We start from the raw sequence: 12,909 nt of genomic DNA on the forward strand, positions 1-12,909 counted from the left end.
GCGCCGTTCACCGGCCGGCGGGTGGAAGGCGACCACCGGTGGGCCCCGCGACGCGCGGGGCCCACCGGTTCTTTCAGCTTCCGGACGGTTCCCCGGACCGGAGCCACACGGTGGTCCACGGGGGCAGCACGTCACCGGACAGCGGGCCGGAGGCGAGCAGCACCTCGCCCTCGGGCAGCGGGACGGGAGCGTCGCCGAGGTTGCTGACGGTGTGCCAGCCACCGGTGCGGGTGAAGTGCAGCAGGCCTTGACCCGTCTGCTCCTGCGAGCAGGCCCACTCCAGCGTCTCGTCCGTGACCAGCGCGCGGCGCAGCCGCAGGGCCGCCCGGTACAGCTCCAGGAACGACTCCTTGTCGCCGCGCTGCTCCTTTGCCGCGTAAGCGCCCCAGCCGGCCGGCTGCGGCAGCCACGAGCCGCCCGGACCGAACCCGAAGCTCGAGCCCTCACGGGTCCAGGGCAGCGGCACCCGGCACCCGTCGCGGCCCTTGACGCGTCCGCCGCTGCGCACCCACATGGGGTCCTGCAGATCCGCGCGCGCCAGATCGGCGACCTCGGGCAGGCCCAGCTCCTCGCCCTGGTACACGTACGCGGAGCCGGGCAGGGCCAGCATCAGCAGCGCGGCGGCGCGCGCCTTGCGGACTCCCGCCGCCATGTCCGGTGCCGGCGTCCGGCCGTCGCTGAGCAGCCATTCCTCGACGTCGCGCTTGGTGCTGCCGGCGGGCAGGGCGTAACGCGAGACGTGGCGTACGACGTCGTGGTTGGAGAGCACCCAGGTGCTGGTCGCCCCCGCCCTTTCGGCGTCGGCGAGCGCGGAGCCGATCACCTCGCGCATCTCGGAGGCGTCGAGGCCGGCGTAGAGGAAGTCGAAGTTGAACGCCTGGCCCAGCCCGTCCGCGGAGGCGTAGGCGGTGCGCCGCGCCGAGCGCACCCATGCCTCGGCGACGGCGAAGCGCGGCGGGTCGTAGGCGTTGAAGACCTGCCGCCAGCCGCGGTAGATCTCGTGAACCGCGTCCCGGTCCCACAGCGGGTGACTGCCGTCCAGCGGCAGGGCCCCGGGCTGGTAGCTGAGGTGCTCGCCGAGGTCGCGCAGCGGCGCGCTCAGATCCTTGGCGAGGCCGTGGGCGACATCGACGCGGAATCCGGCGACGCCCCGGTCCGACCAGAACCGCAGGGTGGTGTGGAAGTCCTCGCGGACCTCGGGGTGGTCCCAGTTGAAGTCGGGCTGCTGCGGCGCGTACAGGTGCAGGTACCACTGGCCGTCCGGCACTCGGGTCCAGGCGGGGCCGCCGAAGCTGGACGGCCAGTCGGTGGGCGGCAGTTCACCGTCGGGCCCGCGGCCGTCACGGAAGACGTAGCGCTCGCGGGCGGCTGACCCGGGCGCGGCGGCGAGGGCCTCCTGGAACCACACGTGCTGGTCGGAGGAGTGGTTGGGAACGATGTCGACCATGACCTTCAGGCCGAGCCGGTCGGCCTCGCGGATCATCGCGTCGAAGTCGTCGAGGGTGCCGAGCCGGGGATCGACGTCGCGGTAGTCGGCGACGTCGTAGCCGCCGTCGGCGAGCTGCGAGGGGTAGAACGGGCTCAGCCAGAGGGCGTCCACCCCGAGGTCGGCGAGGTGGTGCAGCCGGGAGGTGACGCCGGGGATGTCACCGATCCCGTCGCCGTCGGAGTCGGCGAAACTGCGGGGGTAGACCTGGTAGATGACGGCCTGCCGCCACCAGTCCGCGTCGTCGGAGGCGGGGGCGGATACGTCGGGGTGGGGCATCTGTGAACCTCTCGGGCGTGGGCCCAGGGTGGGTGTGGACAACGGTGCGGAGCAGAGGGGGGACGAGCGGTGGACACAGCGGCCGGACCGGGCCGGCCGCTGTCACGGCTGTGCGGCGGCACGTGGCGCGGAGCGGATCAGCCCTTCACGGCCCCGGTGGTCATGCCGGAGACGACCGAGCGGCGGAAGATCAGCACCAGGAGGGCGATCGGCACGGTCGCCACCATCGCGCCGGCGAAGATCACCCCGTACGGGACCTGGTACTGGCTGGTGAACAGCGCGATGCCGACCGAGACGGTGCGGCGGTCGTCGGAGCCGTTGAACGTCAGCGCGAGAAGGAACTCCGACCAGGTCGCGGTGAAGGAGAACACACCGGCCGTGAACAGACCGGGCCGCGCCAGGGGGAGGATCACCGTCACCGCGGTGCGCAGCGGCCCGGCGCCGTCGACGACGGCGGCCTCCTCCAGCTCGCGCGGAATGCCGGTGAGGTAGTTGCGCATGATCCAGATCGCGAACGGCAGGTTCAGCGCCACGTACGGGATGATCAGGCCGGGATAGCTGTTGAGCAGGCCGACCTGACGTTCCATCAGGAAGAGCGGTACGAGCAGGGCGATCGGCGGGAAGACCGACAGCATCAGCAGCGCCGTCATGATCGCCCCCCGCCCGCGCAGCGGAAGCCTCGCGAGGGCGTAGCCGGCGAAGAACGCCAGGGACAGGATCAGCACGGTGGACAGGCAGGCCACGACGACGCTGTTGAAGAAGTAGTGGCCGATCCCGTTGCGGGAGAACGCGGTTTCGTAGTTGCTGAGGGTCGGGTGATGGGGGATCAGCGAGGGCGGCGTCGCGCTGATCTCGCCCGGCCCCTTCAGGGACGCCGTCGCCATCCAGATCAGCGGCAGCGTGGCGCACACGGCGATCAGGAGTCCGCCGATGTTGACGATGTTGACGTAACGGCGCAGGCCTGTGCGCGGGACGTGGCGGCTCATGCCCGGCCCTCCTCGTCGACTTGGGCGCGGAATACGCGCAGGAAGAGCAGGCAGCAGCCCAGGACGATGGCTGCGGTGGTGACCGCGACCGCGGCGCCACCGCCGAAGTCGAGGTTCTGGAAGAGAATGCGGTACCCGAGGATCGCCACCGACTGGGTGGCCGTGCCCGGACCGCCCTGGGTCAGCACGAACGGCAGGTCGAAGATCCCGAACGCCTGCAGGATGCGGAAGAGCACCGCGATGGCGACGATGGGCCGCAGCTGGGGCAGCGTGACCTTCCAGAACGTGGTCCAGACGCCCGCGCCGTCGATCTCGGCGGCCTCGTACACGTCACCCGGGATGAGCATCAGGCCGGCGAGCACGACGATGGCGACGAACGGGGTCGTCTTCCACACGTCGACCGCCACCATCGCCGCCATCGCGGGCACCGGTCGCCCGAGAATGTCCGGCTGGGTGCCCAGCACCTGCTCGAAGAGCCAGCTCACGGCGCCGTAGGTGCCGTTGAACAGATAGGACCACAGCTGTGCGGCCACCACGTTGATCAGGGCCCAGGGAAGCAGGAGCAGCGCGAGGATCCAGCCGCGGGCGGCGCCGAGCCGTTCCAGGACGAGCGCGACGAGTGTGCCGAGCACCAGCTCGACGAAGACCGAGACGACGGTGAAGCCCACGGTGAACGCCAGCGCCTGGTACCACTCGGAGTGCGTCAGCAGCGAGCTGTAATGGGTGAGGGTGGGCGAGCCGAGGCGCAGGCCGCCGTACTCGAGCCGGACCTCGAAGAACGACAGCACCAGGGAGAAGACGACGGGGAACACCGTCACCGCCGCCACGACCAGGAGGGCGGGGGAGGCGAAGACCCACCCGGTGCGGGCCCGAAGCCGGGCGGCGGTTCCCGGGGGCCTGTTCCGCCCGGTCGGTCGCGAGGTCCCGCCGCGCGTACCGCGACCCTCGTCCTCGGACGGCTCCACGGCCGTCTTCGTCTGCAGAGCGGAACTCACAGCGCGTTTCCTTCCAGGGCCGTCCGCAGCCCTTCGCGTGCGGCGCGGACACCTGCGGCGGGGGAGAGATCGCCGCGTACGACCGCGTTCGCCGGGGTGTACAGCGCCTTGCTGACCTGCGGGTAGTAGGGGGTCTGCACGGGCCGGGAGACGAGCCGCAGGTCAGCGGCGCGCAGCACGGTCGGATCCCCGGACGCACGCGCCTCGCGGCCGCCGAGCACCGAGGTCATCGCGGGGATGACACCGGCCTCCCGGGCGAGCAGGCGCTGCACCTCCTCCCCGGCGCAGAACCGGGCGAACTCCATCGCGGCACCCAGCGCCTGGGAGCTGGGGTTGACGAAGTTGCTCCAGCCGCCGGCGCAGGAAATGCCCTGGCGGCCGGTGCCCTCGAAGCCCGGGCGCGGAACGACCCCGATCTTCCCCGAGACGTGGGAAGCGGTGGGGTTGCTCGCGTTGACCCAGGCGTAGGACCAGTTGCGCAGGAACAGTCCGCGCCCGTCGACGAAGGCGGCCTGGGAGTCCGATTCCTGATAGGTGGCCACGGTGCGGGGCGTCACCCGGCGGGCGGTGAACTCGGCCATCAGCGAGAACGCCCGCTCGGCCGCCGCGCCGCTCAGGGCCGCCCGCCCCTGCTCGTCCAGGACGGTGGCGCCCGCGTCGGCGAGGAACTCGGTCACATTGGCCGTCAGGGACTCGGTCACCGCCGCCTGCCACAGGAACCCGGCCTGCGTGTCACCGCTCTGCTGCACCACGCGGGAGGTGCGCAGCAGCTCCTCCCAGCTGCGGGGGACGCGCAGCCCGTGCTTGGCGAGCAGGTCCTTGCGGTAGTAGAGGTAGGTGCTGTCGGTGAAGAACGGCACGGCGTAGACGCTGCCCCGGTACGAGGAACTGCTGCGCAGGGCCGCCGGGTAGGCGTCCCAGAAGTCGCGCGGGAGCAGCGTCTCCACCGGCAGCGCCAGCGAGGAGTGGCCGAACTGCACGGGCCACGTGGTGTCGCCCAGGTACACGTCGGGCTGGGGCGAGCCGCCCGCGAGCTGAGTGGCGATGGCGCTGCGGTTGCCGTCGGAGGTGGACAGCGCGTTGATCTTCGAGACACGGATATGGGAGTGCCGTCGCTCGAAGGCGCGGATGATCAGGTCGGCGACGACGGATCCCCGGCGTGAGGGAATCTCGGAAACCCACCAGGTCAGTCGGGCGGGCTTCTTGGGAACGGCCGCAGCCTGCGCGAGCAGGTCGTCGAGGTCTTTCCCTCCGCATCCGGACAGCAGACCTGCTGCGGCCGCGGTGGCGGCGCCCGTCAGCAGAGCTCTGCGACGCAGGGACATGGATGTGTTCCTCCCCTCTCGGACTGTCGAATGACAGCGCTAGCAACGTAGGTACCCATAAACCGCCATGTCAACGGTTGCAGTCCTTTTTTCTAGCCGAAAGCCCCTTTTGACAGCGCTGTCATAACCATGTGCCCGGAGGGGATAAATCAGTGTGTTACCGTCTCGCGCATGGCTGGTGAAGTCGTTGAAAAGGGCGCCACGTTGGCGGATGTCGCCCAGCGGGCCGGAGTGTCGCCCTCCACCGTCTCGCGCACGCTGCGCGGGCTGTCGACGGTGTCGCCGCAGACCCGGGTGCGTGTGGAGCAGGCGGCGCGCGAGCTGTCGTTCGCGATCTCGCGCAGTGCGTCCAGCCTGGTGACGGGACGTACGGGCCGGGTCGCGGTGCTCGTGCCCAACCTCGATTCCTGGTTCCTGGGCGCCGCGCTCTCCGGCCTGGCGCCCGCGCTCACCGCGGCCGGCCTGGACATGCTGGTCTACAGCGTCACCACCGCCGAGCAGCGCGCCCAGTTCTTCGATCGGCTGCCGGCCCGCCGCAACGCCGATGCCCTGCTCGTCGTCAGCTTCGCGCTCTCACCGGAGGAGCGGGCACGACTGGACGACCTGGGCATGCCCCTGGTCTTCGTCAGCCAGCACCAAGAGGGCAGGGCGGGTGTCTACGTGAACGACGCGGAGGCCGCTCAGCGCGGTACCCGCTACCTGCTCAACCTCGGCCACCGGCGCATCGCCTACCTGGAGCCCGCGGACGCCTCGGGCTTCGCCTGGAGCAGCAGGGACCGGCTCGACGGATACCGCACCGCCCTGGCGGAGGCCGGCATCGACCCGGACGAGGACCTCGTCCGCGAGGTCGCGCACTGGCAGGGGCCCAACCTGGACGCGGCGGTGGGCCGGCTCCTGAGCCTCGCGGAGCCGCCCACGGCGATCTTCGCCGAGACGGATGACATCGCTTTCAGGCTCCTGGCGATTCTGCGTGGGGTCAACGTCCCGGTACCGCAGGGGATGTCGATCCTCGGCTTCGACGGACACGGGATGGCCGAGGCGTGGGGTCTGTCCACGCTGGCCCAGCCGGCCCGTCGACTGGGTGAGGCGGCGGCCGAGCTGGCCCATGGCCTGATCCACGACCCCGAGGCGTACCGGGAGCGCCATGTGGTCCTGCCGGTGGAACTCGTCCCGCGTGGCAGTACGGGACCGGCGCCCCTCCCGGGCCGGGGCGACGCCGGGGACCCCGTTCGACAGGACCGTGCGTGACGCGCAGTCATGCGACGCATCGCATCCGACGCCCCGCGCCGATCCACCAGGGATGAGGGGACGGCCCTGGGCGCAGTTTGATCGATCAGACCATGGCACACAGGAGTTGCTGCGGATAGGGTCGGGGTGGCGCGACTGCCTGTTCGAATGCAAAGGAATCAAGGTGGCGGACGGAGCAGTGATGGAGACCGCACGCGTGCTCGTCGCGGCGGACAAGTTCAAGGGTTCGCTCACGGCCGTGCAGGTCGCGGAGCGGGTGACGGCCGGGCTGCGGCGCGTCGTCCCCGACGTGCGGGTGGAGACCCTGCCCGTCGCGGATGGGGGCGACGGCACGGTGGCGGCGGCGGTGGCCGCCGGCTTCGAGCGCCGCGAGGCGCGGGTGACCGGGCCGCTCGGCGACCCCGTCACCGCCGCGTACGCGGTGCGCGGCACCACCGCGGTGGTCGAGATGGCCGAGGCGTCCGGCCTCCAGCACCTGCCCGACGGGGTGTTCGCCCCCCTCACGGCCACCACGTACGGCTCCGGGGAACTCCTGCTCGCCGCGGCCGAAGCGGGGGCGCGGACCATCGTGTTCGGCGTCGGCGGCAGCGCGACCACGGACGGCGGGGCCGGCATGCTGGCCGCGCTCGGCGCACGCTTCCTCGACGCGGACGGCAAGCCGGTCGGGCCGGGCGGCGGCGGCCTCGCGGACCTGGCCGAGGCGGACCTCTCCGGGCTCGACACCCGGCTCGCCGGCATCGACCTGATCCTCGCCAGCGACGTCGACAACCCGCTGACCGGCCCGAAGGGCGCGCCCGAGGTCTACGGCCGGCAGAAGGGCGCGACCGAGGCCGATATCGCGGTACTCGACGCGGCACTCGCCCACTACGCGTCCCTCCTCGGCCCGGAGCAGGCGGAACTGCCCGGCGCCGGAGCGGCCGGCGGCATCGGCTACGGGGCGCTCGTCGCCCTCGGTGCGCGGTTCCGGCCCGGCATCGAGGTCATGCTCGACGTCCTCGGCTTCGCCCCCGCGCTGGAGCGGGCCACCTTCGTCATCACCGGCGAGGGCTCCCTCGACGCCCAGACCCTCCACGGCAAGGCCCCGGCGGGCGTCGCGGCGGCCGCCCGTGCGGCGGGCGTCGACGTCGTCGCGGTCTGCGGCCGTCTCGCGCTGGCGCCGGAGGCGCTGGAGGGGGCGGGGATCCGCCGGGCGTACGCGTTGCTGGACCTGGAGCCGGATCCGGCGGTGTGCATGGCGGAGGCGGGGCCGCTGCTGGAGCGGGCGGCGGAGTCGATCGCGCGCGATTTTCTGGTGTGAAAGTTTCCCCCTACCCCTTCCCGTAACCGAGGGCGGAGCCCCCGGGGTCCCGCTCCTCGATCGCCGGAGGGGCTCGAAAGCCCCCGCGCGGCACCTTCCAGCCTCGCCGGCGTTTGAGGCGCGGGGTGCGGGGCGGAGCCTCGGTTACGGGAAGGGCGGGTAGGGGACGACGCCCGCCGCAGGCGCCCCGCCGCCCGCCCACCTGTGCGCCCGCACAACCCCGCCCCGCCCCGTACGGGGCACCCGCAGCGTTTCCCCCGCCCCCCATGGACGCCCCCCTCCCACCCCTGCTGACCTGTGGCCCCACAGGAACGCGGAAGGAGGAGGACGCATGGCAACGCTCGAGATCCGCGCACTGTCCGTGGCCTACGGCCCCGTACGCTCCCTGCGCGACGTCTCCCTCGATGTGCCGGCCGGCGCGATCACCGCCGTACTCGGCGGCAACGGGGCCGGGAAGACCACGCTGCTGCGGGCCGTATCGCGGACCCTCGGCTTCCACGGAGGAACCGGCACCGGCACCGTCCGGTTCGACGGGCGCCCTCTGGAGGGGCAGCGGCCCGACCGGGTGGTGGCCGCCGGGATCGTCCACGTACCCGAGGGGCGACAGGTGTTCGCCCGGATGACGGTGGCCGACAACCTGCGGGCGGGCGCCCTCGGCGCCCCCGGCGGACGCAAGGCGGCGGCCGACGCGTTGAAGCGCGTGCACGAACTGTTCCCGGTACTGGCCCGCCGCGCCCACCAGAGCGCCGGGCTGCTGTCCGGCGGCGAGCAGCAGATGCTCGCCATGGGGCGGGCCCTGATGGCGCGGCCCCGGCTGCTCCTGCTCGACGAACCCTCGCTCGGGCTCGCGCCCCTGATGGCGCAGCGCATCGCCGACACGGTGCGGGAGATCAACGCCTCGGGCACGTCCGTCCTGCTCGTCGAGCAGAACGCGGCGATCGCCCTGCGGCTCGCGACCACCGCGTACGTCCTGGAGGTCGGCGAGGTCACGCTGCACGGGCCCGCCGACGAACTGGCCGCGTCCGACGAGGTGCGCCGCCGCTATCTGGGCGTCGTCGACGAGACGGCCGCCGCCGACGCGGACCGCGCGGCGACGGCCGTACGCACCCTGAGCAGGTGGTCGGCGTGACAGTCACCCCCCGGGGCACCGGCCACGCCACCCCTTCCACCCCCGCCCCCCTCACCGTCCACGACCTCACCGTCCGCTTCGCCGGCCTCACCGCCCTGGACGGCGTCTCCTTCACCGTCGAACCGGGCAGCGTGCACGCCGTCATCGGCCCCAACGGGGCGGGCAAGTCGACCACGTTCAACGTGCTGTCCGGGGTCTACCGGGCGGCCGCGGGCAGCGTCCGGCTCGGATCGGCCGAGCTGACCGGGCGAGCCCCGCACGAGATCGCCGCGCTCGGTGTCGCCCGGACCTTCCAGAACCTCGCGCTGCCCCCGCACGCCACCGTCGCCGACACGCTCATGCTCGGCCGGCACCGGCTCACCCGCGCCGGGTTCCTCGCCGCCGGGCTGCGTCTGCCGTCCGCCGCCCGCGAGGCCCGGGCCCACCGCGAGCGGGTCCGCGAGATCGCCGAATTCATCGGACTGGAAAAGGAGTTGGCGCGGCCGGCGAGCGCACTCCCGTACGGGCAGCAGAAGCTCGTCGAGCTGGGCCGGGCGCTGTGCATGGAGCCCCAGGTGCTCCTGCTGGACGAACCCGTCGCCGGGATGACCGCCGACGAGCGGCGGCGTACCGCGGCGGTCGTGGCCGGGGTCCGCGACGGCCTCGGCATCTCGATCGTGCTCGTCGAACACGACATGGGCGTGGTGATGCGGCTCGCGGACGCCGTGACCGTACTCGACTTCGGACGCAGGATCGCCGGCGGCACCCCCGCCGAGGTCCAGAACGACCCCGCCGTCGTCCAGGCATATCTGGGAGCACCGCAATGACCACCTTCATCGAACTCCTCCTCGGCGGCCTGTCCATCGGCTCGGTCTACGCCCTGATCGCGCTCGGCTTCGTCGTCATCTTCAAGGCCACCGAGGTCGTCAACTTCGCCCACGCGTCACTGCTGCTGGCCGGCGGTTACGTCACCGCGGTGCTCCACGACGACATCGGCTTCTGGCCCGCCCTCGCCGTCGGCATCGCGGGCGCGGCCGTGGTCGGGTCGGCCGTCGAGTTCCTGGTGATGCGCCGCTACCGGGGCGGCGACCACAGCGTCCTGGCCATCGTCACCATCGGCGTCGACATCCTCCTGACCACCGAACTCACCCGGCGCATGGGCACGGAAGTGCTCTCGCTCGGCGACCCCTGGGGCGACGGGGTCCTCACCGTCGGCGGCGTCACGCTCGCCCAGACCCGCATCGCGGCGTTCGTCGCCGCCGCCCTCCTCATCACCGTGTTCCTGCTCGCCTTCCGCTTCACCTCCTGGGGCGTCTCGATGCGCGCGGCGGCCGAGAACCCGCGGACCGCGGCCCTGATGGGGATCAGACTCGGCCGGGTGTCGCTCGCCGCCTGGGCGGTCGCCGGGGCGCTCGCCGCCGTCGCCGCGCTGTTCCTCACCGTCTTCCCCACCCCCGGCCTGGAACGGGCCACTTCGCTCGCCGCGCTCAAGGCGTTCCCGGCCGCCATCCTCGGCGGACTCGACTCGACGACCGGGGCCCTGGCCGGCGGACTGATCGTCGGGGTCACCGAATCGCTCGCCACCGGCTACCAGAGCGACCTGGCGTTCCTCGGCCGCGGCATCGGCGACCTGGCCCCCTACCTGGTGATGGTGATCGTGCTGCTCATACGTCCCGCCGGACTCCTCGGCACGAAGGAGCCGGCCCGTGTCTGAGACCACCACCCCGCCCGCCGCGGCCACCCTCGCCCTCACCGCCCGGCTGCGCCATCCCCGTACCTGGCTCTGGGCAGGGGGAACGGTGCTGCTCCTCGCCCTCCCCTTCTACCTCGACCGCTTCTGGCTCCAGGCCGGGCTCTTCGCGATGGCCGCCGCCATCGGCGCCATCGGGCTCAACCTGCTCACCGGCGCCACCGGCCAGCTCTCCATGGGCCACGCCTTCTTCCTCGCCGTCGGCGCGTACGGATACTGCGTCCTGGCGGGGGAGAGCGGTACGGAGAACGGGCACACCCTGTCCGGACTCGGCCTGCCCAGCGGACTCGCCGCCGTCCTCGCCGTCCTCCTCGCCGGGGCCGCCGGCGGGCTGTTCAGCCCCATCGCGGGCCGGCTGCGCGGCGCCTACCTCGGCATCGCCACCCTGGCGCTGATCTTCATCGGCCAGCACGTGCTGTTCAACGCGTCCTCCCTCACCGGCGGCTACAACGGCCGCTCCGTGCCGCCGCTCTCGCTCTTCGGCTTCGCCTTCGACGACACCGAGGTGCTGGTGGCCGCGGTGCCGTTCCAGTCCTCCGAGAAGCTCTGGTACGCGGCGCTGCTCGCCCTGCTCCTGAGCGGCCTGTTCGCCCGGGGGGTGCTGCGCGGGCGGCCGGGCAGGGCGCTGAACGCCATCCGGGACCACCGCATCGCGGCCGGTGTGATGGGCGTCCCGGTGGCGCGGTACCGGGCGGGCGTCTTCGTCCTGTCCTCGATGTACGCCGGCCTGGCCGGTGTGCTCCTGGCCCTGGTCTTCCAGCGGACGGTCCCCGAGTACTTCGGCATGGTCCTGTCACTCGAATACCTCGCCATGATCGTCATCGGCGGGCTGGGCACCGTGGCGGGAGCGGTCGTCGGCGCAGCCTTCGTCTCGCTGCTGCCGCAGCTGCTCACCCGCTACAGCGATTCCCTGCCCCTGGTCGCGGCCCCCGGTACGGGCGGCCTGGCACCGGGCGAGGCGTCGCGCTACCTGTACGGCGCCGCGGTGGTCGCGGCGGTCCTGTTCCTGCCCGGCGGCCTGACGCGCCCGATGAAGAACTCAGGGGAGAAGAAATGAAACTGCGTGTGCTCGGGGCCGTGTGCGCGGCCCTCGCCCTCACCCTCACGGGGTGCAGCGAGAAGGCCAAGTCCTCCGACGGGGGAGAGGAGGCCAAGGGCGGGGTGAAGACCGGCGAGGGCGTCACCGACTCCACGATCGCGCTCGGCGCGCTCACCGACATGACCGGCGTCTACGCCTCGCTCGGCAAGAGCGTCACCCAGGCCCAGCGGCTCTGGGTGAAGCAGACCAACGCCGCCGGCGGCATCTGCGACCGCACGATCGAACTCACCGTCCGCGACCACGGCTACGACCCGCAGAAGGCGGTCGCCGGCTACACCGAGCTGGAACCGAAGGTGCTGGGCTTCGTCCAGTTCATCGGCTCCCCGTTCGTCGCGGCGGTGGAGCAGCGCATCGACGGCCAGGACAAGGGCCTCGTCCTCCCGCAGGCGTGGTCCGCCAACCTGCTCGGCAGCACGTACGTCCGGGTCATCGGCGCCACGTACGACGTCGAGACGATCAACGCGATCGACTACCTGCTCGCCGAGAAGCGCATCGCCAAGGGCGACAGGATCGGCCACGTCTACTTCGAGGGCGACTACGGCGAGAACGCGCTCGCCGGCTCCAAGTACGCGGCGAAGCAGGCGGGTCTCACCGTCGTCGAGCAGAAGATCAAGCCCACCGACAACGACATGACCGCCCAGGTCGCCGCCCTGAAGCAGGCGGGCGTCAAGGCCGTCGTCGTCAGCGCCGGCCCCCGCCAGGCCGCATCCCTCGTCGGGGTCGCCGCCGCCACCGGCTTCGAGGTCCCGGTCATCGGCAACAACTCCGCGTACGCCCCGCAGCTGCTGAAGACCCAGGCCGGCCCGGCCCTGATGAAGGACTACTACGTCGCCGCGTCCACCCTGCCGATCGGCGACCCGGGCACCGGCCCGGCGAAACTCGCGAAGGAGTACGCCGCCGCCTACCCCGAGGAAGGTCTCGACAACGGCGTCATCGCCGGCTACACGGCCGCCGACCTGTACGGCGAGGCCCTGAAGAAGGCGTGCGCGGCGAAGGACCTCACCCGCGAAGGCATCGACAGGGCGCTGCTGACCATCACCGGATTCGGCACCGACTTCGGGGTCTCGCACGACTTCACCGACCCGGCGGCGCCCTCCACCCGGGAGAGCGTGATCATGAAGCCGGACGACAAGGTCCCCGGCGGCCTGAAGGTGGTCAGGCCCGCCGAGGCCGCCGCGGCGGCCAAGTCCTACATCGTCAAGTAGCCCTGTCCGCAAGGGAGATGACCGGCGGGCGGCACGCCACGCGCGGGGCGCCCCCCGCTGCCGGGGGGTGGGGGGGAGCTTGTGGTAGGGAGCGGTGCGGTAAGCAGAGCGGGCGGCCCTCCGGGGGTGGG

General features: G+C 72.2%; 11 protein-coding genes. 7 read left to right on the forward strand and 4 right to left on the reverse strand.

Going from position 1 to position 12,909, the window contains the following annotated elements:
* Positions 1-73 precede the first annotated feature (73 nt).
* The 4 genes from ABZ564_RS32175 to ABZ564_RS32190 form a co-directional block, all read right to left on the reverse strand.
* Positions 74-1,765 carry a glycoside hydrolase family 13 protein gene (locus tag ABZ564_RS32175; RefSeq protein WP_360862966.1) on the reverse strand — a complete coding sequence of 564 codons (1,692 nt, stop codon included), beginning with the start codon at positions 1,763-1,765 and terminating at the stop codon, positions 74-76.
* Between the two features lie 137 nt (positions 1,766-1,902).
* Positions 1,903-2,751, reverse strand: coding sequence for a carbohydrate ABC transporter permease (locus ABZ564_RS32180; RefSeq protein ID WP_360862968.1), 849 nt, complete (start codon positions 2,749-2,751; stop codon positions 1,903-1,905).
* Complete coding sequence (locus ABZ564_RS32185) at positions 2,748-3,746, reverse strand: sugar ABC transporter permease (protein WP_360862969.1); 999 nt, start codon at positions 3,744-3,746, stop codon at positions 2,748-2,750. The genes ABZ564_RS32180 and ABZ564_RS32185 overlap by 4 nt, the downstream gene beginning before the upstream one ends.
* A complete protein-coding gene (locus ABZ564_RS32190; protein ID WP_360862971.1) occupies positions 3,743-5,071 on the reverse strand; it encodes an extracellular solute-binding protein in 1,329 nt (442 codons plus the stop codon). The genes ABZ564_RS32185 and ABZ564_RS32190 overlap by 4 nt, the downstream gene beginning before the upstream one ends.
* Positions 5,072-5,242: 171 nt before the next feature.
* Between ABZ564_RS32190 and ABZ564_RS32195 the strand changes: the two genes are divergently transcribed.
* From ABZ564_RS32195 to ABZ564_RS32225, 7 genes are all read left to right on the forward strand, one after another.
* Positions 5,243-6,319 (forward strand): LacI family DNA-binding transcriptional regulator, encoded by a 1,077-nt coding sequence (locus tag ABZ564_RS32195; protein WP_360862973.1) that lies wholly within the window; start codon positions 5,243-5,245, stop codon positions 6,317-6,319.
* A 181-nt stretch (positions 6,320-6,500) separates the two neighbouring features.
* Positions 6,501-7,616, forward strand: a complete 1,116-nt coding sequence (locus ABZ564_RS32200; protein WP_360862985.1) for a glycerate kinase — start codon at positions 6,501-6,503, stop codon at positions 7,614-7,616.
* 331 nt (positions 7,617-7,947) lie between these two features.
* Entirely contained in the window at positions 7,948-8,745 is a 798-nt protein-coding gene (locus ABZ564_RS32205; RefSeq protein ID WP_360862975.1) for an ABC transporter ATP-binding protein, read from the forward strand.
* Positions 8,742-9,551, forward strand: coding sequence for an ABC transporter ATP-binding protein (locus ABZ564_RS32210; RefSeq protein WP_360862977.1), 810 nt, complete (start codon positions 8,742-8,744; stop codon positions 9,549-9,551). Before ABZ564_RS32205 ends, ABZ564_RS32210 begins: the two co-directional genes overlap by 4 nt.
* Positions 9,548-10,438: a branched-chain amino acid ABC transporter permease gene (locus ABZ564_RS32215; RefSeq protein WP_360862979.1), complete on the forward strand. Its 891-nt coding sequence runs from the start codon at positions 9,548-9,550 to the stop codon at positions 10,436-10,438. The genes ABZ564_RS32210 and ABZ564_RS32215 overlap by 4 nt, the downstream gene beginning before the upstream one ends.
* On the forward strand, positions 10,431-11,531 hold the full coding sequence (locus tag ABZ564_RS32220; RefSeq protein WP_360862981.1) for a branched-chain amino acid ABC transporter permease: 1,101 nt from the start codon (positions 10,431-10,433) through the stop codon (positions 11,529-11,531). Before ABZ564_RS32215 ends, ABZ564_RS32220 begins: the two co-directional genes overlap by 8 nt.
* Complete coding sequence (locus ABZ564_RS32225) at positions 11,528-12,778, forward strand: ABC transporter substrate-binding protein (RefSeq protein WP_360862983.1); 1,251 nt, start codon at positions 11,528-11,530, stop codon at positions 12,776-12,778. Before ABZ564_RS32220 ends, ABZ564_RS32225 begins: the two co-directional genes overlap by 4 nt.
* The last annotated feature ends 131 nt before the right edge of the window (positions 12,779-12,909 follow it).

Source organism: Streptomyces sp. NPDC019224, assembly GCF_040632605.1.
Lineage (GTDB): Bacteria > Actinomycetota > Actinomycetes > Streptomycetales > Streptomycetaceae > Streptomyces.